General features: G+C 41.0%; 20 protein-coding genes. 12 read left to right on the forward strand and 8 right to left on the reverse strand.

The genetic code is table 11. From position 1 onward, the window contains the following. Nucleotides 1–67 precede the first annotated feature (67 nt). The 8 genes from mnmA to BSCG_RS07890 all read left to right on the forward strand — a co-directional run bounded on the left by mnmA (nucleotide 68) and on the right by BSCG_RS07890 (nucleotide 7,918). Nucleotides 68–1,153: a tRNA 2-thiouridine(34) synthase MnmA gene (gene mnmA / locus BSCG_RS07925; protein ID WP_008776697.1), complete on the forward strand. Its 1,086-nt coding sequence runs from the start codon at nucleotides 68–70 to the stop codon at nucleotides 1,151–1,153. A 24-nt stretch (nucleotides 1,154–1,177) separates the two neighbouring features. After that, a complete protein-coding gene (locus tag BSCG_RS07920) occupies nucleotides 1,178–2,545 on the forward strand; it encodes a S8 family peptidase (protein ID WP_008776698.1) in 1,368 nt (455 codons plus the stop codon). A gap of 12 nt (nucleotides 2,546–2,557) precedes the next feature. Then, a complete protein-coding gene (gene xseA, locus BSCG_RS07915; protein ID WP_032849644.1) occupies nucleotides 2,558–3,847 on the forward strand; it encodes an exodeoxyribonuclease VII large subunit in 1,290 nt (429 codons plus the stop codon). Between the two features lie 60 nt (nucleotides 3,848–3,907). Then, on the forward strand, nucleotides 3,908–4,117 hold the full coding sequence (gene xseB, locus BSCG_RS07910) for an exodeoxyribonuclease VII small subunit (protein ID WP_004297216.1): 210 nt from the start codon (nucleotides 3,908–3,910) through the stop codon (nucleotides 4,115–4,117). A 38-nt stretch (nucleotides 4,118–4,155) separates the two neighbouring features. Beyond that, nucleotides 4,156–5,187, forward strand: coding sequence for a branched-chain amino acid aminotransferase (locus BSCG_RS07905; protein WP_255299315.1), 1,032 nt, complete (start codon nucleotides 4,156–4,158; stop codon nucleotides 5,185–5,187). Nucleotides 5,188–5,232: 45 nt separating this feature from the next. Further along, entirely contained in the window at nucleotides 5,233–5,856 is a 624-nt protein-coding gene (locus tag BSCG_RS07900; RefSeq protein ID WP_004297218.1) for a DUF975 family protein, read from the forward strand. A 112-nt stretch (nucleotides 5,857–5,968) separates the two neighbouring features. Continuing rightward, nucleotides 5,969–6,727: a tRNA (guanosine(46)-N7)-methyltransferase TrmB gene (trmB, locus tag BSCG_RS07895; protein WP_008776700.1), complete on the forward strand. Its 759-nt coding sequence runs from the start codon at nucleotides 5,969–5,971 to the stop codon at nucleotides 6,725–6,727. Between the two features lie 90 nt (nucleotides 6,728–6,817). Beyond that, nucleotides 6,818–7,918: an Mrp/NBP35 family ATP-binding protein gene (locus BSCG_RS07890; RefSeq protein WP_004297220.1), complete on the forward strand. Its 1,101-nt coding sequence runs from the start codon at nucleotides 6,818–6,820 to the stop codon at nucleotides 7,916–7,918. 307 nt (nucleotides 7,919–8,225) lie between these two features. Here BSCG_RS07890 and BSCG_RS07885 read toward each other — a convergent pair whose 3' ends face one another. From BSCG_RS07885 to BSCG_RS07875, 3 genes are all read right to left on the reverse strand, one after another. Continuing rightward, complete coding sequence (locus BSCG_RS07885; protein ID WP_008776701.1) at nucleotides 8,226–10,139, reverse strand: TlpA family protein disulfide reductase; 1,914 nt, start codon at nucleotides 10,137–10,139, stop codon at nucleotides 8,226–8,228. A 189-nt stretch (nucleotides 10,140–10,328) separates the two neighbouring features. Beyond that, complete coding sequence (locus BSCG_RS07880) at nucleotides 10,329–12,146, reverse strand: M56 family metallopeptidase (RefSeq protein ID WP_008776702.1); 1,818 nt, start codon at nucleotides 12,144–12,146, stop codon at nucleotides 10,329–10,331. Nucleotides 12,147–12,164: 18 nt separating this feature from the next. Further along, on the reverse strand, nucleotides 12,165–12,530 hold the full coding sequence (locus BSCG_RS07875) for a BlaI/MecI/CopY family transcriptional regulator (protein ID WP_004305524.1): 366 nt from the start codon (nucleotides 12,528–12,530) through the stop codon (nucleotides 12,165–12,167). A gap of 398 nt (nucleotides 12,531–12,928) precedes the next feature. Here BSCG_RS07875 and BSCG_RS07870 point away from each other — a divergent pair, with 398 nt between their 5' ends. Then, entirely contained in the window at nucleotides 12,929–13,498 is a 570-nt protein-coding gene (locus BSCG_RS07870) for a porin family protein (RefSeq protein WP_004314733.1), read from the forward strand. Nucleotides 13,499–13,645: 147 nt separating this feature from the next. On the opposite strand, the gene BSCG_RS07865 is transcribed toward BSCG_RS07870, so the two are convergent. From BSCG_RS07865 to mdh, 5 genes are all read right to left on the reverse strand, one after another. Then, the gene (locus tag BSCG_RS07865) at nucleotides 13,646–14,905 is read right to left on the reverse strand and encodes an ABC transporter permease (protein ID WP_004297229.1); all 1,260 of its coding nucleotides are present in this window, start codon (nucleotides 14,903–14,905) and stop codon (nucleotides 13,646–13,648) included. Then, nucleotides 14,906–16,087, reverse strand: coding sequence for an ABC transporter permease (locus tag BSCG_RS07860; RefSeq protein ID WP_004297230.1), 1,182 nt, complete (start codon nucleotides 16,085–16,087; stop codon nucleotides 14,906–14,908). It lies immediately after the preceding gene. A 2-nt stretch (nucleotides 16,088–16,089) separates the two neighbouring features. Beyond that, nucleotides 16,090–17,082: an HlyD family secretion protein gene (locus BSCG_RS07855; RefSeq protein WP_008776703.1), complete on the reverse strand. Its 993-nt coding sequence runs from the start codon at nucleotides 17,080–17,082 to the stop codon at nucleotides 16,090–16,092. Nucleotides 17,083–17,181: 99 nt separating this feature from the next. Then, nucleotides 17,182–18,645, reverse strand: coding sequence for a TolC family protein (locus BSCG_RS07850; protein WP_008776704.1), 1,464 nt, complete (start codon nucleotides 18,643–18,645; stop codon nucleotides 17,182–17,184). Nucleotides 18,646–18,916: 271 nt separating this feature from the next. Continuing rightward, a complete protein-coding gene (mdh, locus tag BSCG_RS07845; protein WP_004297234.1) occupies nucleotides 18,917–19,858 on the reverse strand; it encodes a malate dehydrogenase in 942 nt (313 codons plus the stop codon). 634 nt (nucleotides 19,859–20,492) lie between these two features. Between mdh and BSCG_RS07840 the strand changes: the two genes are divergently transcribed. The 3 genes from BSCG_RS07840 to BSCG_RS07830 all read left to right on the forward strand — a co-directional run bounded on the left by BSCG_RS07840 (nucleotide 20,493) and on the right by BSCG_RS07830 (nucleotide 25,927). Beyond that, a complete protein-coding gene (locus BSCG_RS07840; RefSeq protein ID WP_004297236.1) occupies nucleotides 20,493–21,083 on the forward strand; it encodes an RNA polymerase sigma factor in 591 nt (196 codons plus the stop codon). A gap of 144 nt (nucleotides 21,084–21,227) precedes the next feature. Next, on the forward strand, nucleotides 21,228–22,370 hold the full coding sequence (locus tag BSCG_RS07835; protein WP_008776705.1) for a FecR family protein: 1,143 nt from the start codon (nucleotides 21,228–21,230) through the stop codon (nucleotides 22,368–22,370). A gap of 287 nt (nucleotides 22,371–22,657) precedes the next feature. Continuing rightward, complete coding sequence (locus BSCG_RS07830) at nucleotides 22,658–25,927, forward strand: TonB-dependent receptor (protein WP_224440821.1); 3,270 nt, start codon at nucleotides 22,658–22,660, stop codon at nucleotides 25,925–25,927. The last annotated feature ends 5 nt before the right edge of the window (nucleotides 25,928–25,932 follow it).

Genomic DNA, 25,932 nt, shown 5'->3' on the forward strand with positions numbered 1-25,932 from the left:
TTCAGAAAAGCAACTTTTCTCTTTGAAATCTCGTACATTTGTATCCATGTAAATTTTCAAAATTCGAATGGAAGAACGAAATAAGAGAGTATTGGTAGGTATGAGTGGTGGCATAGACAGCACCGCTACTTGCTTGATGCTGCAGGAACAAGGATACGAGATTGTAGGGGTTACCATGCGCGTGTGGGGAGATGAACCACAGGATGCCAGGGAGTTGGCTGAACGAATGGGGATCGAACATTATGTAGCAGATGAACGTATTCCTTTTAAAGAAACCATCGTAAAAAACTTCATAGACGAATATAAGCAGGGGCGTACACCGAATCCGTGCGTGATGTGTAATCCGTTGTTTAAGTTCCGTGTTTTGACGGAGTGGGCGGATAAGTTGAATTGTGCATGGGTGGCTACCGGACATTATTCACGATTGGAAGAGAAAAACGGAAATATTTATATAGTAGCCGGAGACGATGATAAGAAAGACCAGTCGTATTTTCTCTGGAGATTGGGGCAGGATGTGCTGAAACGTTGTATTTTCCCATTGGGAGATTATACGAAGGTGAAGGTTCGTGAGTATCTTGCAGAGAAAGGATATGAAGCAAAGTCGAAAGAAGGAGAAAGTATGGAAGTCTGCTTTATCAAGGGGGATTACCGTGAATTTCTTCGTGAGCAGTGCCCCGAACTGGATAGTGAAATTGGACCGGGATGGTTTGTCAACTCTGAAGGAGTGAAGCTTGGGAAGCATAAAGGAGCACCTTATTATACGATTGGGCAACGAAAAGGATTGGAGATCGCTTTAGGAAAGCCTGCTTATGTGTTGAAAATCAATCCGCAGAAAAATACGGTGATGCTTGGAAATGCCGACCAACTGGAAACTGAATACATGTTGGCGGAGCAGGATAAAATGGTGGATGAACGGGAATTGTTCGGATGTGAGAATCTGACGGTACGGATTCGTTATCGCAGTCGTCCGATTCCTTGCCGGGTGAAAAGATTGGAAGACGGACGTTTGTTGATACGTTTCCTTGAAATAGCTTCGGCCATTGCTCCCGGACAATCAGCTGTGTTTTATGATGGAAAACGGGTGCTGGGAGGAGCTTTCATTGCTTCCCAAAGAGGAATCGGGCTGGTGATTATGGAAAATGAAGAATTATGATTGATTAAAATAGAAAGATAACTTATGAAGAAGTTTATAGTATTGATTCTCGCTTTAAATATGTATTTGGGTGTGTTTGCCCAGTTTACTCCGGGAGATACCTTAAAATACCGGATTAGTCTGAAAGACAAAGCGGCTACGGACTATTCTTTGCAGAAACCGGAAAAGTATTTGTCTAAGAAATCTATAGAACGGAGAAAGAAACAAGGATTACCCATTGATTCCACTGATTTGCCGGTCTGCAAGAAATATGTAGATGCTATACGGAAGACGGGGGTTCATGTACTTGTGACGGGGAAATGGGATAATTTTGTTACTGTTTCTTGTAATGATAGTACTCTGATTGACGAAATAGCAAAGTTACCTTTTGTACATTCCACGGAAAGAGTGTGGAAAGGTATCACACAAAGAGCCTTTCAAAGAGATTCGCTAATAAATAAACCGGTACGTACCGATAGCCTTTACGGTCCTGCAATAACACAGGCGGCAATGAGTCGTGTTGATCTTCTGCATGATGCGGGCTTTAAGGGACAGGGAATGACCATTGCCGTGATTGATGCCGGATTCCATAATGTAGATAAGATTGACGCCATGAAAAATATTCATATTCTCGGGGTGCGTGACTTTGTGAATCCGGAGGCAGATATTTATGCGGAAAGCAGTCATGGAATGTCTGTATTGTCCTGTATGGCCATGAATCAGCCGCATGTGATGATTGGCACAGCTCCTGAAGCTTCTTATTGGTTGTTGCGTAGCGAGGACGAATATTCGGAGAATCTGGTAGAACAGGATTACTGGGCGGCAGCCATTGAGTTTGCGGATAGTGTAGGAGTGGATTTGGTGAATACATCGCTTGGATATTACTCATTTGATGATCCTGCGAAGAATTATAGATATCGTGACTTGAATGGTCATTATGCGTTGATGTCTCGTGAAGCTGCGAAGGCAGCCGATAAAGGAATGGTCGTTGTTTGTAGCGCTGGAAATTCGGGTGCAGGTTCGTGGAAGAAGATTACTCCTCCGGGAGACGCAGAGAATATAATAACGGTAGGAGCTGTCAATAAAAGGGGAGAATTGGCGCCGTTTTCTTCTGTTGGGAATACGGCTGACGGACGTGTGAAACCGGATGTAGTGGCTGTCGGTCTGAATTCGGATGTGATGGGAACGGATGGTAATCTTCGCCGTGCCAACGGAACTTCTTTTTCTTCTCCGATTATGTGCGGTATGGTAGCTTGTCTGTGGCAGGCTTGTCCGAAGCTGACAGCGAAGCAGATTATTGATTTGGTACGTCAATCGGGGGATAGAGCCGATTTCCCGGATAACATATATGGATATGGTATTCCTGATTTGTGGAAGGCTTATCTAAACTCTTCTTCCAAGGAAAAGAAATAAGGTGACTGTTGTATGATAAACGCTATAAACAAGTTGAAGCAATCTGACTCACCCTCTTTGGGAGAGGGTGGGGAGAGGCTTTCTCTTTTAGAACTGAATGCACTCGTGCGCCGTAGTCTGGAGCAATGCCTGCCCGATGAATATTGGATACAGGCAGAGTTGAGCGATGTCCGTTCCAATACGACAGGGCATTGTTATCTGGAATTCGTGCAGAAAGATCCTCGCAGCAACAATCTCGTAGCCAAGGCACGCGGTATGATTTGGAATAATATCTACCGCTTGTTGAAACCTTATTTTGAGGAAACCACAGGGCAGCTATTTACTTCCGGCATTAAGGTGTTGGTGAAAGTAACAGTTCAGTTTCATGAGCTATACGGTTATAGTCTGACGGTACTTGATATTGATCCTGCTTATACATTGGGAGATATGGCTCGTCGCCGTCGGGAAATATTATTGCAGTTGGAAGAGGAGGGAGTGTTGACGCTGAATAAAGAGCTTGAGATACCGATTCTTCCCCAGCGTATTGCTGTCATTTCTTCGGCTACTGCGGCCGGATATGGAGATTTCTGTCATCAGTTGCAGCACAATTCGGGCAGGTTCTTTTTCTATACGGAGCTTTTTCCGGCTTTAATGCAGGGAAATCAGGTGGAGGAATCCGTGTTGGCTGCTTTGGATCGTATTAATGCCCGCATCAATGAATTTGACGTAGTAGTCATCATTCGTGGCGGTGGAGCTACTTCCGATTTGTCCGGCTTTGATACTTATCTATTGGCAGCTGCATGTGCGCAATTTCCATTACCTATTATTACCGGTATTGGGCATGAACGCGATGATACAGTGCTTGATTCCGTGGCTCATACCCGGGTGAAAACTCCTACGGCTGCTGCCGAACTCCTGATTCATCAGGTGGCGGAAGTCGCGGAGCATCTGGAAGAATTATCTATGCGGATTCAACAGGGAGCTTATATGCTTCTTGATCTGGAACGACGGAGGTTGGAAACCCTTCAAACCCGTATTCCCAATCTTGTTCATCGCAAACTTGCGGACGCCCGTTTTTCTTTGCTGGCAGCAAAGAAAGATTTGTCACAGGTGACGAAAGCATTAGTGGCCCGTCAATCTCACCGGTTGGAACTTTTGCAACAACGAATAGCGGACGCTTCTCCGGATAAACTCTTGAGTCGGGGATATAGTATTACGATAAAGGATGGGAAAGCGGTGACGGATGCTTCTTCACTGAAGCCGGGAGAGCATTTGATAACCCGGCTATCGAAAGGAGAAGTTCGATCGGTAGTAGAAAAGTAGCTATCCGTCAAACGTGTATTTGTAAAAACATTCATTATTAACCATTAAATATCAATCATCGTGGCAGCAAAAAAAGAAACATATTCCCAAGCGATGGAACGTCTTGAAAAGATCGTTCGCCAGATAGATAATAACGAACTGGATATCGACATTTTGAGTGAGAAAATAAAAGAAGCCAATGAAATTATTGCCTTTTGCAAGGATAAACTGACAAAAGCCGACCGGGAAGTCGAAAAATTATTGCAAGAAAAGAGGCAATCTGAAGAATAAAAGTTATTTTTGCGTTTCAATGCATAGAAAATAAACTAATACATAACAATATGAAAGAAATAGACTGGGCGAATCTGTCGTTCGGATATATGAAGACAGATTACAATGTGAGAATCAATTTCCGTAATGGTGCATGGGGAGAACTGGAGGTAAGCAGTGAAGAACACCTTAATTTGCACATGGCGGCAACCTGTTTACATTATGGTCAGGAAGCTTTTGAAGGACTGAAAGCATTCCGTGGAAAAGATGGTAAAGTACGTATTTTCCGTTTGGAAGAAAACGCTGCCCGTCTGCAATCTACTTGCCAGGGAATCCTGATGGCAGAACTTCCGACAGAACGGTTTAAAGAAGCAATCTTGAAAGTCGTAAAACTGAATGAACGTTTTATCCCTCCTTATGAAACTGGTGCTTCTCTTTACATCCGTCCGCTGTTGATCGGAACAAGTGCCCAGGTAGGTGTACATCCTGCTGAAGAGTATATGTTTGTAGTGTTCGTAACTCCGGTAGGTCCGTACTTCAAAGGTGGTTTCTCTACCAATCCGTACGTTATCATTCGTGAGTTCGATCGTGCCGCTCCTCATGGAACAGGTATTTATAAAGTGGGTGGTAACTATGCAGCCAGTCTTCGTGCTAACAAGAAGGCACATGATCTGGGCTATTCCTGCGAGTTCTACCTTGATGCAAAAGAAAAAAAATATATTGATGAATGTGGTGCTGCCAACTTCTTCGGTATTAAGGATAATACTTATATCACTCCGAAATCATCTTCTATCTTACCTTCTATTACCAATAAGAGCTTGATGCAGTTGGCAGAAGACATGGGTATCAAAGTGGAACGCCGTCCGATACCGGAAGAAGAACTGGAAACATTTGAAGAAGCTGGTGCTTGTGGTACTGCCGCAGTAATCAGCCCGATTCAGCGTATCGATGATTTGGAAAATGGAAAATCTTATGTGATTTCTAAAGACGGCAAGCCGGGACCTATCTGTACGAAATTGTACAATAAGTTGCGTGGAATCCAGTATGGCGACGAACCGGATACACATGGTTGGGTGACGATTGTAGAGTAATTGTATATTATGAAATAACACATTTATCAATTAATATTATTCACTATGTTAAAACTAAACTCAGAACTACGTGCGCAGGCGCGTGAGGCACTTCGAGGAAAGTGGCCTATGGCAGCCGTTGCTGCACTTATTTATTCAGCAATTGCCGGTGGATTATCTGCTATTCCTGTGATTGGCGGATTATGTTCATTGTTTGTTGGACTTCCGGTTGCATACGGCTTTACTATTGTAATGCTTGGCGTATGTAGAGGCAAAGACATTGATTTTGGTGTTTTGTTCGAAGGCTTTCAGGATTATGGACGTATTTTTGTAACTATGTTGCTTCAGGCTGTCTATACAATTTTGTGGTCACTGTTGCTGGTTATACCGGGTATCATTAAGTCTTATTCTTATGCAATGACATCTTTTATCTTGAAAGATGAACCGGAAATGAAAAACAATGCAGCTATTGAGAAAAGTATGGCTATGATGGAAGGGAACAAGATGAAGCTGTTCATGCTTGATTTAAGTTTCATTGGCTGGGCTATCCTTTGTATTTTCACTTTGGGTATTGGACTTCTTTTCCTGCAACCGTATGTTGCTATTTCGCGTGCAGCTTTCTATGAAGATTTGAAAGCCCAACAAGGTGGAAGTGTAGAGGTAAACGTTGAAGTGAATGTTGAGATTTGATAAGACGAATCATTCGGTACTATAGAAGAATGGAGCATAGAGAAATCTGTGCTCCATTTCTTTTTGTCGGTTGCTTCAAAATCAGTACCTTTGCGACCTAATCAGGATTGATATGGGAAAGAATAAATTAGAAAAGTTTGCCGATATGGCGAGTTATCCGCACGTGTTCGAATATCCTTATTCGGCGGTAGATAACGTGCCTTTTGGCATGAAAGGGAAATGGCACAAGGAGTTTTTTAAAAACGATCATCCGATTGTGCTCGAGTTGGGTTGCGGACGTGGTGAGTATACTGTTGGCCTGGGTAAGATGTTTCCCGAAAAGAACTTTATAGCAGTGGATATAAAAGGCGCCCGTATGTGGACGGGAGCAACGGAGTCATTACAGGTCGGAATGAAGAATGTCGCTTTCCTGCGTACCAATATTGAAATCATCGAGCGTTTTTTTGCTGAAGGCGAAGTGAGTGAAATATGGCTTACCTTCTCTGACCCGCAAATGAAGAAAGCAACCAAGCGACTGACTTCTACCTATTTTATGGAAAGGTATCGCAAATTTTTGCAACCGAATGGTATTATCCACCTGAAAACGGACAGCAACTTTATGTTTACCTATACAAAATACATGATTGAGGCGAACAAACTTCCGGTTGAGTTTATGACTGAAGATTTATATCATTCTGATCTGGTAGATAATATTCTCGGTATTAAAACCTATTATGAACAACAATGGCTGGATCGTGGTTTAGATATAAAGTATATCAAATTCCGGCTTCCGCAGGAAGGTAAACTGCAAGAGCCGGATGTAGAAATAGAGCTTGATCCCTATCGTAGCTACAACCGCAGCAAGCGTAGCGGTCTAAGTACAAGCAAATAGCTTGCTGGGACAATCACCCTAAAGTGAACCGGCAGCCATCTGAATAGTGACTTTAAATAGTAATTTGTAAATCGTCAAATAGTAAATAAAATGACTCTCTATCCTAAATTGATATTGGATGCATTGGCAACGGTGCGTTATCCCGGTACGGGAAAGAATTTGGTGGAAGCGGAGATGGTTGCCGATAATCTCCGTATTGATGGTATGACTGTCAGCTTTTCATTGATCTTTGAGAAACCGACTGATCCGTTTATGAAATCAATGTTGAAAGCTGCGGAAACAGCTATTCATACGTATGTCTCTCCTGATGTGCAGGTAACAATCACAGCAGAGAGTAAGCAAGCCGCTCGTCCGGAAGTTGGCAAGCTCCTTCCACAAGTGAAGAATATAGTCGGTATATCTTCCGGTAAAGGTGGAGTAGGTAAGTCTACGGTGTCTGCGAACTTGGCAGTTGCTTTGGCTAAATTAGGCTATAAGGTTGGCTTGCTCGATGCTGATATTTTCGGTCCTTCCATGCCTAAGATGTTTCAGGTGGAGGATGCACGCCCCTATGCTGAACGTATAGATGGTCGTGACATGATTATTCCGGTAGAGAAGTATGGCGTGAAATTATTGTCTATCGGTTTCTTTGTCGATCCGGATCAGGCAACTTTGTGGCGTGGCGGAATGGCAAGTAATGCGTTGAAACAGTTGATAGCTGATGCAGCCTGGGGAGATTTGGATTATTTCCTGATAGACCTTCCTCCCGGAACCAGTGACATTCATTTGACGGTTGTTCAAACATTAGCCATGACAGGAGCGATTGTTGTCAGCACTCCGCAAGCGGTTGCTTTGGCAGATGCCCGTAAGGGAATCAATATGTTCACCAACGATAAGGTAAATGTACCTATTCTCGGTTTGGTTGAGAATATGGCTTGGTTTACTCCCGCTGAACTACCCGAGAATAAATACTATATCTTTGGTAAAGAAGGTGCCAAGAAACTGGCTGAAGAAATGAATGTTCCTTTGTTGGGGCAGATTCCTATCGTGCAAAGCATCTGTGAAGGAGGAGATAATGGTACTCCCGTTGCGTTGGATGAAGACTCCGTGACCGGACGCGCTTTCTTATCCCTGGCTGCCAGTGTTGTTCGTCAGGTAGATCGCCGGAATGTAGAGATGGCTCCGACTCAAATCGTGGAAATGCATAAATAAATGGAATCTGGAGTTGGATAGCTTTGCAGTAAGTTATCCATAGGATATAGAGCGAGCCTCTGTAGTCTTTTCAAAGACTATGGAGGCTCGTTTATTTATTAGGATCATATAGAATCCGTTGTTGGCGGATTCTCTTCTACAAAATAGTGACGCTATCCAATATAAATAGTGACGGTATATGACAACGATACCGTCACTATCCTAAGCATATACCGTCACTATTTTTTCTATATCAATCAGGGGTCTTGCATTTATTTATGGCGTATATCAACAACGATTTCTGCTTGATCTATTTTTTACGTTTGAATTATTTATTCAAAGCTTTCATGAGTTCTTTTTTCATGGTGTCTACTCCGGGAAATCCAGTTTGTTTGAAGGTGATATTACCCTCCGGATCAACAACAAAATAAGTGGGAACTCCTCGGATATTGAAGTTGGACATTAGAAAGCTCCATTGCTCATTTGTCACACGGAAATGCTCACCATGAATATCGGTAATCATGTTCTCCCAGGTACCTTTGGGGGAAGTTTCGCCTGTGATGTAGAGGTAGATAATATCCTTGTCTTTTAATTCCTCTTTCATTGGGGTGATGGCTTTATTAGCTGTGCGACAAGGGCCACACCATGTTGCCCAAAAATCAACTAACAGTGTGTGTCCCCGGAATTTAGAGATAATGGATGGGAATAAATCTTCATTGGAGACTTGTCCAGTCTCGTTAACAGTGAAGCCTGTCTTTCTTTTGTTTAATTCTATCTTTTTTATTATCTCTTTGTTAACTTGAGTAAGCATCTCTGCATATACCGGGGAAGAAAAAGTCTTTAATTCAACATTCTGTTCTGCTGTTAACGGGGTAAAATCCTTAATGGATTGATATAGCTTATTAAATTTAATGTTATCGAATAGAGGTCCCTGTCCCGTTCTTAGTGTCTCTTTAAGTACATCTAAAGAATTCGGCAGAAAGTTTATTAAATATATCGTTGACGCGTAATATTTGCCGTATAAAGCTTTAAGAGTGTTGATAGAACTGAATTCCTTCAGTATGTCATAGTAGCCTTTGGGAGTATCGATGTGGGTATTATAAAAATAATCGTCTGTCTGTTCTCTATTCAGTTTGTTAACAGCAATATATGCAGATTTTAGTTCTCTCTCTGTCATGGCGATTTTGCCAGTCGCTTCCAGATCTACCAGGATATTTAATAGCTCTTTGCACGCATTGCTGTATGGGGATTGCGCAATTTCTTTTCGAACGGATGGAAGGCGCTCAAGTACATAAGCTTTATATTCATCTGCACTTTTCCCGACAATGTCATTGTACATATCCATGTAATAAACGCTTTTTAATACAATATCTATATCTACTGAAGCTAATTCTTGTTGTAGGCTAGCCAGATAACCATTGAAGTATACAGGCTCTCCATACGTTTTATCTTTTCTTTGTAGATGTGCTTGTCTGCGGCAAAGTTCCTTTGTATTTATAATGAGTGATGTCTCTTCATTGGGAGCTATCAGACATTCAATCCAACCAAAAGGAAATTCCAATGCTACGCTTGTGACAGATGCAACCTTTACTTCCGCCAGGAAAGTGCCGTCCTCCTTGATTTTTATGATATTCTGTTCGTTGTGGATATTCAGTGCAGGACTTTCTATGTGCATCTTCACTTGCTTTATCATCTCTTTTTGATAGTCTAGTATTTTTCCTTTAAGGGTGGCAGTTCCATAGACTAACTTAGGAGTCGGCAATATCGCTTTCTTATTTATTTTGTGCACGACTGCTTCTTTGGGAAGTTTCTGTTTATAGAATGCGTCCTTATCCAGTTGTATGCCCCATATCTTATATGCTCCGTCAAAATCCCCTTCCGAGAAGTCCAGACTGGTTACATTTTCGGGTATGGGAGGAAATTGTAATTGGAATTCCGCTTCTCCTGATTCCGGCATCCAGAACTCTTTATCTAATGTGATTCCAACTCCTCTTCGAATGGGATAAAGCATTCCATTGTTGTCTTTCAGGAAACTGCCCGTAGCTATTTTTATCCAATATTTAGGATGATAGAAAGCCTTTATATACACTGTTGTCACTGTATCACTCATGACAATTTTATCGACCTCAATACTATTGGAACTCCATGCAAGAAAAGGAGGACGCTCGATCACTCTGTCTTTGGCTTGTATGGTGCAGGTTATGCAGAATATCAAACCGATAATCCATACGAATCTTTTCATGTGAATAATGTTTTATTACACGAACAAATATAAGGATCTTTTTATAACTATCCTTGTAAAAAACTAAAAAAGAAATGATTTTTTTGTACTGGAGAAGGATATATCCGGCTCCGGGGAGAAAGGTGTTTCCCACCGATGAACGCCCCGTTCCTCACCGATGAGGAAAGGGGGCGGCACCGGAGAGAGAAATTACTGTAACCTGAATACGATAGGAATGGTATACTTGACAGAAACAGGTTGTCCTTTTTGCATTCCTGGTTCCCATTTAGGCATATTACCCACTACGCGTACGGCTTCTGCATCCAGTGACGGAGATACACTGCGTAAGACTTTGATATTCGACAAACTTCCGTCTTTACTAATAACCATCTGTATGATGACTCTGCCTTGCTCCTTACTTTTTTGAGCGATGACGGGATATTTGATACTTCTAGCCAGATATTGGAACAGACCGGCTTGTCCTCCCGGAAATTTAGGCATTACTTCTACCATGGTGAATACTTCGTCTTCATTTTCTCCTTTTACACTGCCTCCCTCTGGAGTTGGATCATCTTTTGCAGCATAGCCCACCACCACTACTTCATCCATGTCGGACTGCTTTACTTCTTCTGCTTTGGGAAGTTCAGGACCAGATAGCCGGAAAGCAACAGGAACTGTAAATTTCACGTTCACTGCTTCCCCCCTTTGTTTGCCGGGTTTCCATTTGGGCATGGCGGCAATTACACGCATGGCTTCCTTGTCGAGATACGGATTGACACTTCGCTCCACTTTCGTATCGGCTATGCTTCCGTCCTTTTTGACAGTAAAGCTTACAATCACACGTCCTTGTGCACCGATTGCATGTGCTTCAGCCGGATATCTGACGTTCTTCGATAAGTAGTCCATCAGTGCCTGTACTCCTCCCGGAAAATCCGGCATTTCTTCTACAACCTGGAAGACAACGGAATCTGGTACACTTTTGATTTGAGTTTCCACCATTTCCTTTTCTTGCTTATCCCGTGGAAGTGTAGTTCCTTGAATATCTTCTGTAGGAAGTTCCGGAATATCCGTAGTTTCAGCTTGCATGGCAACTTCTTTTGTTGCTTGTCCCATCATTTCTTTGGCAAATTTTTCAGTGGTACGTGCTACCATTTCGATGTTACTGACAATCATTAAGATAGCAGCCAAGGGAAGAAACATCAGATATTTTGTCCTTCCTATTTCTTTCGTTCTTCGTTTATTCATCATTTTAATACGATTTTTGAGTGGTAAAACATTGAAACTATTTGATAAATTTGCTGCAGCCTTGTGATGTGCCAGTCCCAACAAATGGTACTGGTATGATTTACTATCATGCCCCGTCTCTAATACACGGTGATCTGCCATGTATTCGAGGTTTCTTCTGACTTCCCGTTTCATCAGCCAGATAAATGGATTGAACCAGCAAAAGATACACATTATCTCGCTGATAAGCACGTCTACCGAATGGTATTGACGGGCGTGGGTCTCTTCATGAGTAATAATTTCACTGATTTCAGATTCCGTATGTGATTGTGGGTGTATGAATATCCAGTGGAAGAAAGAAAAAGGGCCGGTTTTTTTCTTTAATAGATGTACGCGTACTCCTTGTATCTTGCTTTTTGAGCATTGGAAGTGTAACCGGATGATGCTGCCCAGTTGTACAAAGAAACGTGTGGCTAGTAATAACATTCCGCTCCAATAGATAACTTTCGCGAGCTGCATGATAAACTCTTGCCAGTTCATTGCAGGCTCTTGTAAAGGAGTAACTACTTGCTCCGGAAGGATGATGGTTGCATAAAGATCTGCCATTGCCACCATTGGTTCGTGAGCTTTTATCCATCCCTGAATATTCAGTAAAGGATAAAGCATGGAGATGGCAAAGAAACATAGCAAAGCCATCCTACGCCAATGGAAGAAGGTGTCTTTATGGAAAAACAACCGATAGAATGCATAGAACAGAGCTATCGCTACATTTATCTTTAGAAAATAAGCTAGTTCCGGAGTCATGGTGATGAATGTTTTCTATTAATTTTCTTTTCCTTTTTCAATGAGTTCGATAATATCTTTGAGATCATCGGTCGAAATTTTCTGGTCTTTGGCAAAGAAAGAAACCATTTCTTTGTAAGAGTTCTCAAAGTAGTTACGAACTACGCCACTCATAAAATGGCGTTTATATTCATTTTCGCGAATGGCAGGAGTATATTGGTAGGTATTACCCACACGTTTCGGTGTGACATATCCTTTCCGCTCGAGATTCTTTACGATAGATGCTACTGTGGTATAAGGAGGTGCCGGTTGCGTATACTTTGCAACAATGTCTTTTACGAAACAGCATTGTAACTCCCAAATGTAGATCATTACTTCTTCTTCTTGTATAGTTAACTTTTCCATGGAGATGTTGTTTAATTACGAATACTTCGCAAATCTACGAATATTTCGTAAATGAGCAATAGCTAGTCGGTTAATAATTGTAAATGTATAAATCTTGCAAGAATATTTTAATTGCATTGTTATTCGGAAATTATTTAAGCATAAAAAAAGACCGGATGAACATTATTTTTTTCTATATAGTCACTCTTTAATAACCTTTATGCAAAAAATAGACTATCAAGGATTTTTTTATATAAAATAAATGAAATATATTTGCGGCTACAAAACATACGTTAAATACGGAAGGGTGTGTTTCAATACTTTAATCGGTTGCGAATAATTCCCCACACTTCAAACAGAACTATTAACTAACAATGCCAACCAAAGGGAAGAGGAAGGCAAACTAAAAAATGAATGATATGAAAAAAGGTTTGATTTTTGTGCTATTTGCACTTGTTTCTATCGTTTCTTATTCTCAGATTTCTTGGAATGCCAAAGTTGGTATGAACATGAGTAACTTTACTGGGGATATGGATACTGACATGAGGATTGGATTCAATGTAGGCGTTGGCATGGAATATCAGTTCTCTGATATGTGGTCTATTCAACCTTCGTTGATGTTCACTCAAAAAGGTGCTAAACAGGATGAAGTGAAAATGAATCCAATGTATTTGGAGATTCCGGTATTGGCTGCTGCAAGATTTGCAATTGCTGATAACCAGAATATTGTAGTGAAAGCTGGTCCTTATTTTGCATTTGGTATTGCTGGTAAGTGTAAAATTGGTGATGAAAAAATTGATTTCTTTGGTGACGGTGATGATCAATTTGGAGCAAAAAGATTTGATGCAGGTCTCGGTGTAGGCGTTGCTTATGAAATTAATAAATTCTTTATTGACTTATCAGGAGAATTTGGTTTGGCTAAATTGGCTGATGGTGACGGTGCACCGAAGAACATGAACTTCTCTATCGGTGTAGGTTACAAGTTCTAAACTTATTATACTCTCTTTATAATATCTCTAAAATCCCTCGTTCTATACTCTCTTGGAACGGGGGATTTTCATGTTCTTATTTGAAAAAAACGGCATATCCCATTGAAAGGATACACCGTTAATTCTCTCTCTTGTAATTCTTACTCATTAATCACTTATCTGCTTGGATAAGTTTGCTTTCTCTTTTAATTCTTTGTATCTCTCTATTGCATGTTTGCGACTCATCAGTATTTGCCAGCGGTATACCCAACAGGTGGTCAGGAAATAAATGCCGGCTTGCAACCACAAAGCCTTATATTCAAAAGCTACTTCACTAAGAGTGGCTCCCATATTGTTGATTTTTACAAAGCCGTTAATTCCAAACGTTGAGGGGAAGATGTAGGATACATACTTCCAAAACGGAGGAATAGCTGCTCCCGGCCAGGAAATTCCTGAAATAAATAACAGGGGGACTGATGTGAATACAAAAATCAGCATACACGTTTCCCGATTGCGAATGGCAATAGAAGCTGTCATCGCAAAGAAGATACAAGCCGCAAGATAGGGGACAACGAATAATATTAATGAACTGGGTTGCCCAATTTGGTTGAGGCTAAACAATCTTGGAACGACATAAAGTACGTAGAAAGCTACCAATATATAAACTAGGAAATAACTCAATCCTTTTCCTAATACAATTCGTAACGTCCCGTTATAGTGACGATTAATAGGTACAAGATCCTTAAATCTGTTGTTCTCACGAGCAGTTCCTGCAGCGAGACCGATGCCGAGCAATAATGTCTGTTGGATAATCAATACCAATACAGCAGGAATCAGGAAAGCGGCGAACCCGGCAGTGGGGTTGAAGATGGAGATTTCTTCATATTCTATCGGATAAGCAGTGATTTCATCCTGACGGTCGGTCGTGTTTCCGCTACGTGCAATTTTGATATCCCTGTTCATATCCAGAGAAACGGCAGTGTTGGCAAGAAGCATCGATTTATAGTATAACAATCCGCTCATGTCGCAATAGATACTGACTTGTGTCTGTTTTCCTTTGGCAATATTGTCGCTGAAATCCGAAGGGATATAAATGATACCATACGCACGCCGGTTCTTTAGCATTTGTTTGGCTTCTTCCATATCAGCACAGTAAGAGACGATTTGAATATCGGGTGTGGCATCTACCTTACGGAGATATTCACGACTAAGAGATGAATGTGAATCGTCTACAACAACGGCAGGAACTTCACGCACTACTTCGTTGTCATAAATGAAACTATACAACAACGGATAACCTAATGGGACGAGTATGAAAAATATCAGCACCCCCTGGTCGCGGAAAGTTGTCTGAAACTCCCGCTTCCAGATATAAAACAGGTCATTGATGCCTTGGGCTATCTTGTCTTTTAATTTTATATCTTTCATTTAGGGTATATATTTATAGTAAACCAATGCTTCCTTCAGGCGATGAACCACAAAGAAGGGGAGCATCATAAATATTAATAGTGCCATATAGTTGGTCCATGAGTAAGCCATACTATATCCGTTGAGTGCTTGATCGACGTAAATCAGGAAATAATGCCGCAACGGGAATAGATTACTCAAAGCCTGTAGAACAGGATGCATAGCCATGACCGGGAATGAAAAACCGGAAATGGAGAACGATATGACTCCCCACAGGGAAGCAAAACTTAATCCGAGTCGTAGAGTCGGCAGAGTTCCTATCATAACAATACCACAACATTGAGATGCTAGTACGAGACACAGTGTGGCGAATATCATCGGGAATATGCCGCTATTGCAAGGAAAATGCAGAAATCCATACAGGTATACATTATAAAATATACCCATAATGAAAAAGACTATTGTGTGGGGAAGCAGTTTTCCTGCCAATGCAATGTAAATGGAGTTGTTACTCATTCGTAGCCATTCGCGGGCAGTGCGATCCTTGATTTCCACACCGATTGAATAAACGGTAACCATAAATATTAATAGCATGAGTACTCCCGGTATCAGTGTATTACATAAGTATACTGAATAGTTCAGCCACGGATTATTTAGTGGGTGTGTATCAATTACGATCGGTTGCAGATAAGCCATAGCCTGATCCTCTGTCGCACCTTTGGCATACAGCATCGTCCGGGCTGCAGCTCCGGAGGTGAGTTCTCCCATCATTTTCATATCCCTGAACAATAGAGAGCCTGCAATCAGGTATGAGTAATTGGTATAGAAAGAGATCGTTGGCTGCCGTTGGCTTTGTGCCTCTGCCGATAAACCCTTGGGGAGATAGAAGAACCCGTAGATTTTTCCCTCCTGCATGGCAATACGCGCATCTGTTACATTGCTGTAATGAGCTACAACCCCTGTCTGCGAAAAAGCATCCAGATTGCGGACAATATTACGGGAAGTAGACGAATCATCCATGTCCACCACTCCCGCAGGAAGATCCTTGGGAAGCCCCGAATCCATTAAAGTGGTGAAGAATATATAACAAAACAGCGGGGCAATGACCATACAGAAGAGATAGAGCGGGCGTGATACCAATCGCCGGCACTCTCTTTGCATAACCTGCCACAAAGCTATATATTTCTTTTCTCTCTCTTTCATGGTTACTTGTCAATGATAACAGACATACCCGGACGGAGATTTTCCACTTTCTCTACCGGAGAAGCTTTCACCTCGAATGTTTTCAGATCAAATTGTCCGGTCGTTTTGGTTGCTTTCCAGGCAGCATAAGTGCCTAAGTCTTTCAGATAATATACTTTGAGCTGGATCTTTTTATTATCCAGAGCAGGAATGATAGCTTCGAACTCCGACCCCATCGTCAGGTTCTTGAGCAAATCTTCGCGTACATTGAATGTTACCCACATATCGTTGAGTTCAGCGATATTCATGATGGGAGCACCAGTACCTACCAATTCGCCTACCTTCGGGAAAATCTCTGAAACTTCTCCGGCAGCCGGAGCTATGAGATAAGTCTCCTTTATGTACGATTCTACTTCGGCAACAGCACCTTTTGCCCGGTTTACCAAAGCTTCCGCGGCCATCTTGTCTTCACGTTCCGCTCCGTTCTTTGCCATAGTATATTGCGCTTTGGCTGCTTTCTCTGTAGCAATGCTTGCATCCCGTTGCGCAGTGACTTCATCCAATTTCTGTGCAGGCATTACTCCCTGCTCATAGAGGTTCTTTACACGTTGATATGATTTTTCGGCAATGGTGACGCCTGCTTGGGCTTTTTGCCACATTTCGTATGCTGCCTGGATTTGTTCCTCACGCGCGCCTTTGATTGCTTTTGCGTTTTGTGCCTGTGCGGCAGCTTCGGCAGCACGTGCCTGTTCCATTTTTGCCACTACGTCAGGAGCTTCCAAAATAGCCAGCGTATCTCCGGCATTGACACTTTGTCCTTCTTTCACGCGAAATTCCAATATACGTCCCGGAACTTTGCTCGAAACGCGATACTCGGTAACTTCAGCCTGTCCCTGTATAATTTCAGGACCTTTGCGAAGCATGAAGAAGCCAACGACTGCAACGATTGCAATAACTCCAAGTAGAGTAAGGAATGCAAGCAGCATATTGCTGTTTTGTGATTTTATAGGTGCCATATGATTTATGAATTATGATTTATGTTTTATGGATTGTGAGTTGGTTAGGGATTGGGTTGTTTCTGATTGGGTTCTTTACTTTATTTTTCTGCTTTTTATTTATTTCAGTGTTCCCAGAGATTTCTTCAGATAGATTTCTGTTAACTTCACATCTATTTGTGCGTCAATCTTTTCTGAATGAGCGGACAGCCATGCCGTTTGTGCTTCAAGAACATTACTTGTGGCAATCACTCCCTCTTTAAAACCAAGCGTTGCATAGCGCAGATTCTCTTCCGCTTTTTCCATGTTTTTGGAAGACATAACCAGTTTCTTACCTGCTTCTTTTACCTTGAAAGCGGCTTGATTGACTTGCAACTCTATTTTTTCGCGTGCGTCCTGAAGCTGGTATTGTGCAATGCGGGCTTCGGCTTTTGCCGCTCTCGTTTTATAAATACCTTCTCCCCAGTGCCATATAGGTATCTGTACCATCACTCCCACATTCCACATGCCTTTGAATTTGTTTTCAAAGCTGTTGAAGACAGAAGGGTTGGTTACCATATAATTCCCCATCAATGCGATAGAAGGAAGATGTTCGGCACGGGTTACGTTTACTTTCTGTTTATAAATCTGTGTCGCTAATTCGAGACTACGTATTTCCGGACGATTCTCATAAGCGGTAGATAAATCGAAATGAGGGTCTGTTGTCAGTAATGGAATATCTTCCATATTTTCATCTGCTAGCGTGATGGGGGAGCTAAGATCAATACCGCATAGTTGGCACAGCAACATTCGGGCAAGGCTCAATCCATCTTCCACTTTGGTGAGTGTCATTTCTGCTTCATTCACCTTGACGCGTACAGACAAGCCATCCGCTTTGGTGGCTACTCCTTCATTAATCATTTTTTCCACATCACCGTCCAGCTGTTGCAAGAGCTTTAAATAACCTTCCGCCAACTTCTTCTTATTAACCAGCGAAATAACTTGCCAATAAGCCTGGTCTGTACTCATGATTACTTCCTGCATGCCACCGTGGTGTTGTTCTTGAGCCAACTCTTCGGCATACTTTGTTATTTTGTTGTACGCCCGGATTTTTCCACCCATATATAAAGGCTGTGTCAATGTAAGAGCACCTGCATAGACATTCCTGGTGTCTGTGCGGAGCGCATCCACTAAAGAGTTTCCCGCTTGGTCGAGAGCAGGCAGAGCCGCTCCTAGTTTTCCGCTTAAGGAAGCAATAAGTGGTTTTAATTCAGGATGTGCTGTTGCAATCTCGGTTGCAGCCTGTTGGATAGGGCCTGCCAGATTAGTTCCTAGTCCTGAAAGCGCAGCTTTCTGGTCGTTGTTTAATAATGAAAACTCTTTCTGGTTTCTCATGTAAGCTCCGGTTGCCGAGAAATTGGGAAGATAATTCGTAAATGCAGCTTTCCGTTGATAATGAGCAGCATTTATCTTCTCATTGCTTATCAACAAATCTTTGTTGTTGGCAAGAGCTAATGCGCGGCAACTATCCAGACTTAGAAAGTTCTGCGCTTTTCCTATGAAAGTGAGACTTAGCAGAATTGTCAGAAGAAATACTTTTTTCATCGCATCTTGCATATTAATAAGGTGATACTTCTATATTTAATAACCCGGTTCTTATGTAATTTGTTTATTGAAGTAGTCTGTTTTTTTGAACTTGTTTACTTAAACAATAATTGCATAAACAACGATGCAAATGTATGAGCTTTACTTGAAAGTGCAAAATGAATTAGCTTTTTTTAAAATATAGTGGGGTAGGATTCTGTTGAAAAGAAAGAAGGCTATTCCTCATGGCGAGGAACAGCCTTTCTTGATATATAAAGTAAGGGGATTTTAATTACAGAGCACCTACTTCTTTCAAAGCAGCGTTAGTTCCGTGAACAGCTTTTGCGCTAGCTGCGAACTTAGCTTTTTCGTCTTCGTTCAGGTTCAGTTCAACGATCTTTTCGATACCATTCTTGCCAAGGATTACAGGAACACCGATGCAAAGATCTGATTCGCCGTATTCACCTTCCAATAATACAGAACAAGGAACCATCTTCTTTTGGTCGTGAAGGATAGATTCAACTACGAATGCTCCTGCTGCACCCGGTGCATACCATGCAGAAGTACCTAGCAATTTAGTCAGCGTAGCACCACCTACCATAGTAGCAGCAGCAACTTCTTCCAATTTCTCTGCAGAGATGAAATTAGCTACAGGCATACCTTTGTAAGTAGCGAAACGAGTCAAAGGAATCATCGTAGTATCACCGTGACCACCGATAACCATACCTTCTACTTCGTTAGCGTTGCAACCGATAGCTTGAGACAAGAAATATTTGAAACGAGAGCTATCCAGAGCACCACCCATACCGATAACACGGTTTTTCGGTAAGCCCAGAGCTTTCAATGCCAAATAAGTCATTGTATCCATTGGGTTGGAGATAACAACGATGATAGCGTTAGGAGAATATTTCAATAGGTTTTCTGCTACCGATTTAACGATACCAGCGTTCACACCGATCAGTTCTTCACGAGTCATACCCGGTTTACGAGGAATACCTGAAGTAATCACAACAACGTCAGAGTTAGCAGTTTGAGCATAGTCGTTAGTGCAGCCTACCAATGTAGTGTCGAAACCCAACAATTGAGCTGTCTGCATCATATCCATTGCTTTACCTTCTGAAACGCCTTCTTTAACGTCCAGCATTACTACTTCGTCTGCTACTTCATTAAAAGCAAGTACATTTGCACATGTAGCACCTACGTTACCTGCGCCTACTACGGTTACTTTTGACATAATACTATATATTTAAAAAGTTGATAATTTGCTTTATCTTTTAGCGCGACAAAATTACAACGATAATCCTAATTAAAGAAATTTTTCCGTAATAATTTTAGTTAAAGGTCGAAGTTCCCGATAATATATAGGTATGATAAAAAGTTTGAGTGGAAGAAGCTGCTTTTTGCATGGTTATATACAGAATGTAGCTGCGTAAGAATGTACTATTATGGCAAATGATTCATTCAGCTATTTTTTTATAATTGCTTGCCTATTCGGAGTTACTTCGTTAGTTACTGTTACTTCGTTCCACTATAGTGTTCCGCAAGAATAACTATAGTGTCCCTTACGGATAACTATAGTGGAACGCAAGAGTAACTATAGTAGAACGAAGTAATAATAAGCAATGAGATTAATAATATTAGGCAGAGAAAGAAATAACGATAGTATCTTGATGGAGAATTTTTGGCAATACCTTTCAACCGTATGCTTGATTCATTTTTGTATGGAAAAAGAAGATACCAATTAAAGTGGCAGGGAACCTGGCAAGTTTTTTAAATAATGAACGAATAAAGTCCGAAAGCTTATTATCTTTGTGCCAATCTGTTAATTGAAAGTTTAATGAACTGCTGAAAATATCGAAAATATCAAAATGAAGTTCTGGGAATCAAATCATCAATCTGTTCAGGAAGGGGATATGCAATTTATTGCACTTTACAAATTCTACTATCAAGATTTGTATGCTTATGGAGTGAGTTTGGGGTTCAATACCGAAGATGTGAAAGATGCAATTCAAGAAGTATATCTAAAATTGTATTTCAATGAGCGCCTGTGTATTGATGAGAAGAAAATAAAATTTTATTTGTTGCGTTCGGTTAGGAATCAGCTGATTGATTGGGAGCGTACAAAGAAAGATACATCTTCTATAGAAGAAGAGGAAAGGAGTTTTAAATTATCCGTATCCGTTGAAGAAAGCTTTATTTCTGATGAAGAAGACTTATTACTGAAAAAAAGGGTGAATAGAATTCTTGATTTGCTGACAGATCATCAGCGGGAAATAGTCTATTTACATTTTATAGAGGAAATGCCTTATGAAGAGATTGCGGTAATGCTGGATATGAAAATTCAAACGGTGCGCGGACAAGTCTTTAAAGCGATGGAGAAATTAAGAAAACTGGATTCAAAAGATTATTTTCTGTTTTTTCTTATCTTATACCTGCATGGCGTTTCTGTCTTTAAATAATTGAAAAAGAGTATTGTATACGGAAGGCGGGGAGCGTAAACCTATACCTCTCTGCTTTTTTATTTATTTTTTTGAGGAAAAAAGGAGATGAAAGGCATACGAATCTCGTATATATAGTAAACAGGTCTTTAATTGAAATAAATAATGAAAGAATATTCATCATATACTACAGCTGATTTTTTGAACGATGATTTATTTCTTTTCTGGTATTATTCCGGAGAAGGAGATTATTATCGAAAAATCATTGCCGATTGTCCCGATCGTGAGCCGTATTTAAAAGAAGCGATGGAGAGACTGGCGGCGTTAAAGTGGGAAAAGCCGGTTTTACCCCCAAAAGAAGTGGATAATGCTTGTTTGAAACTGGAACAAGCCATTCAAAATCGGAAAATGTCTCAACGTAAATATCGATTGTATAAGATGAGATGGTGGAGCGCTTCAGTTGCGGCAGCTATTCTTATCCTGTTTGTTTCGGTAGAGGTTATTTGGAAAAGTGCTCCGGCAATTGATTATCTAGCTTTGTTGCAAGTGAATGACTCTGTGTTTATGAGTGGTAAAACGCAGCTTTTTGTTGACGATCAGTTGAAAGAAACTTTTGAAGGTAATCCGGATTTGGCTTACGATCAAATGGCGACAGATGCTGGTGAAGGGGAATTTAATAAATTAGTTGTTTCGTATGGCAAACGTGCCCGTGTCACTCTTTGCGATGGTACGAAAATATGGGCGAATGCAGGAACGGTGCTTCTATATCCAACACATTTTGAGGATAAGAAGCGTGAAATATATGTAGATGGAGAAATATATATTGACGTGACTCCTAATCCGGAGAAACCTTTTATTATTAAGACGTCGGATATGGGAGTAAAAGTGTTGGGGACTTCTTTCAATGTTTCGGCTTATCGGGAAGATGTAGAGAAAAGTGTTGTGCTGGTTACAGGTAAAGTGGAGGTAACAGCATCTAATGGAGAATCTGTACGTATTTTACCCAATGACCGGTTCAGGCAATCCACTGATAAATATGTGGTAGATAAAGTGAATGTGGAGGATTATGTGTCGTGGAAGGAGGGACGATTATCGTTTAAAAACACAGAGCTTGGCGGAATACTCAAACAACTGTCCAGATACTATAACGTAAGAATTGATTATGATAAACAACAACAAATCACTTGTAGCGGAAAACTGAATTTGGACGATACGATCGAACAGATATTGAATACTATCACAGAAACGGCTCCTGTGGTAATAAGTAAGGAAAACAATGTTTATAAAGTAACAATAAAGAAAAAATAGCCTATGATTAATATGTGAAAAACCATACTCTAATTTATCCTTTTGAGAGGGAAAGGATACCAGCCAGTTTTATTCGTAATAGAATAGCCTTAAAATATTGAAGTATAATTTTAATTCTTAAACAGATGAATGAAAAACATCAAAAAAAGAATCACACTTGCCTAAGTGTGAGAAGGCCCTTTATATGCTTTTTTCTAGCATTGGGTGTGTTTCTGCTATCCGCTTTTCCTACTGAATTGTATGCCCAGAAGAAAACAATTACTTTGGACTATAAAGAGTTGGGACTAATGGAACTTTTTAAGAAGATAGAAGAAAAGAGTGATTATGTCTTTTTCTACTATGACGTATTGATAGATAAGGATGTGAAGGTTCCTGCACGTTTCAAAAACATGACAGTAGAGCAAATTCTGGATAAAGTTTTTGCTAACATGGAGCTTGCCTATAGCATTAATAAAAAACAGATAACTATTAAAAAGAAAGTATTGCAGGAAAAAACGAAGAAAGAAGGTCAAAGCTCTATTGTAAAAGGAGTGGTATTCGACCAGTCTCGTGAACCGTTGCCCGGAGTTAGTATTGTAGTGCAAGGTACTAATATCGGGACCGTCAGTGATCTTAATGGAGCTTATTCCATTCATGTGCCTTCGGATGATTCGAAGATTATTTTCTCCTATATAGGTTTCGCTCCTGTGACTTATTCGGCAAAAGAAATGAATAAGCTGTCAGAAGTAGTGTTGGTTGAAGATACAAAAACAATTGATGAAGTGGTTGTGGTAGGATATACGACCCGTACACGTGAGAAATTAATCAGTTCCGTCTCGACTATAAACAATCAGGAATTAGTCAAGTCCACAGTCCCCAATCTGGAGAATGCGTTGACAGGGCGTGTGTCCGGAGTCTTTTCCCGTCAGACTAGTGCTGAACCGGGTTCAGATGGTGCCGATTTGAAAATTCGCGGTTTTGGTTCTGCTTTGGTGGTAGTAGATGGTATTCCGGGAAGAAATTACAGTGATATCGATCCTTCCGAAATTGAGTCCGTTTCCGTATTGAAAGATGCATCGGCTGCCGCTGTTTATGGGATGCAGGGAGCAAATGGAGTTATTCTTGTAACGACTAAAAGAGGAGGAAAAAACAAACCGACGACATTGGATATCAATACGCGCTTCGGATTGCAAATGCCTCATAACTATCCACAGCCTGCATCAACCCCGCTGTGGCAGACATTAGTTGGTGAATATTATGCTAATATGAAATTGATTAATGATAAGAACGCGGTAATTACTCCCGCTGATATGGCTACACGTGACTATGCTTATAATACCAATTGGTATGAGGAAATGATAAAGAACGCTCCCATCACCCAGTCCAATATCAATATTTCGGGAGGCACAGATAAAGTCAGTTATTTTATTTCAGCCGGCTATTTATATCAGGGAGGTATTTGGTCAACAAATTCTACTGATAAGAATCGTTTCAATTTCCGTAGTAATTTGGATGCGGATATACTGAAAAACTTGAAGTTATCTGTCGGAGTGGGAGCTGTCATTAACAGTCTGAATTATCCGAGATCCGCTTCGTATGAGATAGCCCGCAAAATGAAAGATATGGCGCCAAATATTCCGGTGAAGTGGCCGGGGCATGACGACTATTATGCCTTTGGTGGGGAAGGTACGGTGAATCCGATGGCATTGGCGGATAAAGAGGCATCCGGATATTCCAAGAAAATAGCCAAGAATCTGAATGTGGATTTTTCTTTAGAGTATAAGGTTCCCTTTGTAGAGGGGCTTTCTTTGAAGGCTACGATGGGATATACGCAATCTGATTCGTGGAATAAGAACTGGAATATGAATATCGTTTATATGGGCTATCGGGAGGATGCGCAGGAATATTATGAGAGTGCTTCCGCCTCTAATGCCAATAAAGCAAGTTTGAGTTTGGAAGATGGTTTTTCCTATAATATAACCGGACAAGGTTTTATCAATTATATCCGTTCGTTCGGGAATCATAATATAAACAGCGGACTGGTCTTTGAATTTTCGGATGCGGAAAACCGTTCTACTGTTACGTCTCGTGGAGAATTTCCTTCTACTGTGTTGGATATGATGGCGGGTGGAATTGCCAATAAACAAGTGACAAATAGTGAAGTTTTCCGTAAATACAGGACGGCTTCTTTCATCGGTCGTTTCTCTTATGATTACCGTTCCAAGTATTTTGTCGATTTCAACTTCCGATATGATGGTGCCCAGTATTTTGCCGATAAGTGGGGTTTCTTTCCCTCTGCCTCTGTAGGATGGATGCTGACAAACGAAGAGTTTATGAACCCGTTGAAGAAAGTCTTGAATGAGTTTAAAATTCGTGCCTCCTGGGGAGAATTGGGTGACTTGTCGGCTGCCAGTCAATATTATGCTAATAATGAGCAATACTATTTTCAAAGCGGCTATCAATATCCGGGTACTCCGATGAATTTTGGTGACCGCACCATTTATGGATTAAATCCCACCTTGAATCCTAATCCTGATTTTACATGGGCTACCTCGTCAATGATAAATGCGGGTGTTGATTTTAAGTTGTGGAATGGCTTGCTTAGCGGATCGGCAGATGTGTTCTATCGTCAGCGTAAGGGACTTCCGGCACAAAAGGCCAATGATAATGCAGGAGCATTGGCTACTTGGTATAACTTAGACCATGACAACACCCGCGGTTTTGAGTTCTCATTGAATCATCAATATAAAATAGGAGAAGTCAACTATTTTGTCGGAGGAAACATGTCGTGGTCCAGAACCCGGAAAGGGAACATTGAGCACGGAAGATTTACAAGCGGTTATGACGAATGGAAATGGAACACTGAAGGACATTGGAATAACGTACGTTGGGGATATAACTGTATTGGACGTTATCAGTCGTATGGAGAAATAGCCAATGCACCCATGCATAATAATTCGAATAATAACAGTGCCATATTGCCGGGTGACTTAAAGTATGAAGACTGGAATGGCGATGGCTATATTGACAATTATGATCAACGTCCTATCGGAAGAAATGCTTATCCGGAGTTGGTATATGGTATTAATCTGGGACTTTCCTGGAAGGGAGTTGATTTCTCCATGTTCTGGCAGGGAGGGGCATTGTCGGACTTCCAGATCGGTGCTTTCGATATGGATGCTTTCCAGGAAGGAGCTACTAACTTGAACACTTGGGAATATTTTGGCGATCGTTGGCATCGTGCCGATTATACTGATCCGAATTCTGAATGGATACCCGGGTATTTTCCGGCAGTCCGAGATTTTACATCAGTAACGATCAATCGTCTAAGTTCTAATTTTTGGATGTGGAATGGAAGTTACATTCGTCTGAAAAACGTGGAGTTGGGATATACTTTGCCACAACGAATTACCCAGAAAGCTAATATCAAACAGTTGAGGATTTATGCGAATCTTTATAACTGCCTGACCTTCTCCTCACAGAAATTCTTTGATCCGGAACAGCTTGAAAGTCAGTATTCGTTTGCCAGCTATCCGCAAATCATGTCATTTAATGTAGGTATAAATCTTAAATTCTAACAGGT

The organism is Bacteroides sp. 2_2_4 (genome assembly GCF_000157055.1).
In the GTDB taxonomy this organism is placed as follows: domain Bacteria; phylum Bacteroidota; class Bacteroidia; order Bacteroidales; family Bacteroidaceae; genus Bacteroides; species Bacteroides ovatus.

Excerpts from the sequence above, each read along its gene's own strand:
- mnmA (WP_008776697.1), top strand. The coding sequence starts at position 68 with ATGGAAGAACGAAATAAGAGAGTATTGGTAGGTATGAGTGGTGGCATA.
- BSCG_RS07920 (WP_008776698.1), top strand. The coding sequence starts at position 1,178 with ATGAAGAAGTTTATAGTATTGATTCTCGCTTTAAATATGTATTTGGGT.
- xseA (WP_032849644.1), top strand. The coding sequence starts at position 2,558 with ATGATAAACGCTATAAACAAGTTGAAGCAATCTGACTCACCCTCTTTG.
- BSCG_RS07900 (WP_004297218.1), top strand. The coding sequence starts at position 5,233 with ATGTTAAAACTAAACTCAGAACTACGTGCGCAGGCGCGTGAGGCACTT.
- trmB (WP_008776700.1), top strand. The coding sequence starts at position 5,969 with ATGGGAAAGAATAAATTAGAAAAGTTTGCCGATATGGCGAGTTATCCG.
- BSCG_RS07890 (WP_004297220.1), top strand. The coding sequence starts at position 6,818 with ATGACTCTCTATCCTAAATTGATATTGGATGCATTGGCAACGGTGCGT.
- BSCG_RS07885 (WP_008776701.1), bottom strand. The coding sequence starts at position 10,139 with ATGAAAAGATTCGTATGGATTATCGGTTTGATATTCTGCATAACCTGC.
- BSCG_RS07880 (WP_008776702.1), bottom strand. The coding sequence starts at position 12,146 with ATGACTCCGGAACTAGCTTATTTTCTAAAGATAAATGTAGCGATAGCT.
- BSCG_RS07875 (WP_004305524.1), bottom strand. The coding sequence starts at position 12,530 with ATGGAAAAGTTAACTATACAAGAAGAAGAAGTAATGATCTACATTTGG.
- BSCG_RS07870 (WP_004314733.1), top strand. The coding sequence starts at position 12,929 with ATGAAAAAAGGTTTGATTTTTGTGCTATTTGCACTTGTTTCTATCGTT.
- BSCG_RS07865 (WP_004297229.1), bottom strand. The coding sequence starts at position 14,905 with ATGAAAGATATAAAATTAAAAGACAAGATAGCCCAAGGCATCAATGAC.
- BSCG_RS07860 (WP_004297230.1), bottom strand. The coding sequence starts at position 16,087 with ATGAAAGAGAGAGAAAAGAAATATATAGCTTTGTGGCAGGTTATGCAA.
- BSCG_RS07855 (WP_008776703.1), bottom strand. The coding sequence starts at position 17,082 with ATGGCACCTATAAAATCACAAAACAGCAATATGCTGCTTGCATTCCTT.
- BSCG_RS07850 (WP_008776704.1), bottom strand. The coding sequence starts at position 18,645 with ATGAAAAAAGTATTTCTTCTGACAATTCTGCTAAGTCTCACTTTCATA.
- mdh (WP_004297234.1), bottom strand. The coding sequence starts at position 19,858 with ATGTCAAAAGTAACCGTAGTAGGCGCAGGTAACGTAGGTGCTACATGT.
- BSCG_RS07840 (WP_004297236.1), top strand. The coding sequence starts at position 20,493 with ATGAAGTTCTGGGAATCAAATCATCAATCTGTTCAGGAAGGGGATATG.
- BSCG_RS07835 (WP_008776705.1), top strand. The coding sequence starts at position 21,228 with ATGAAAGAATATTCATCATATACTACAGCTGATTTTTTGAACGATGAT.
- BSCG_RS07830 (WP_224440821.1), top strand. The coding sequence starts at position 22,658 with ATGGAACTTTTTAAGAAGATAGAAGAAAAGAGTGATTATGTCTTTTTC.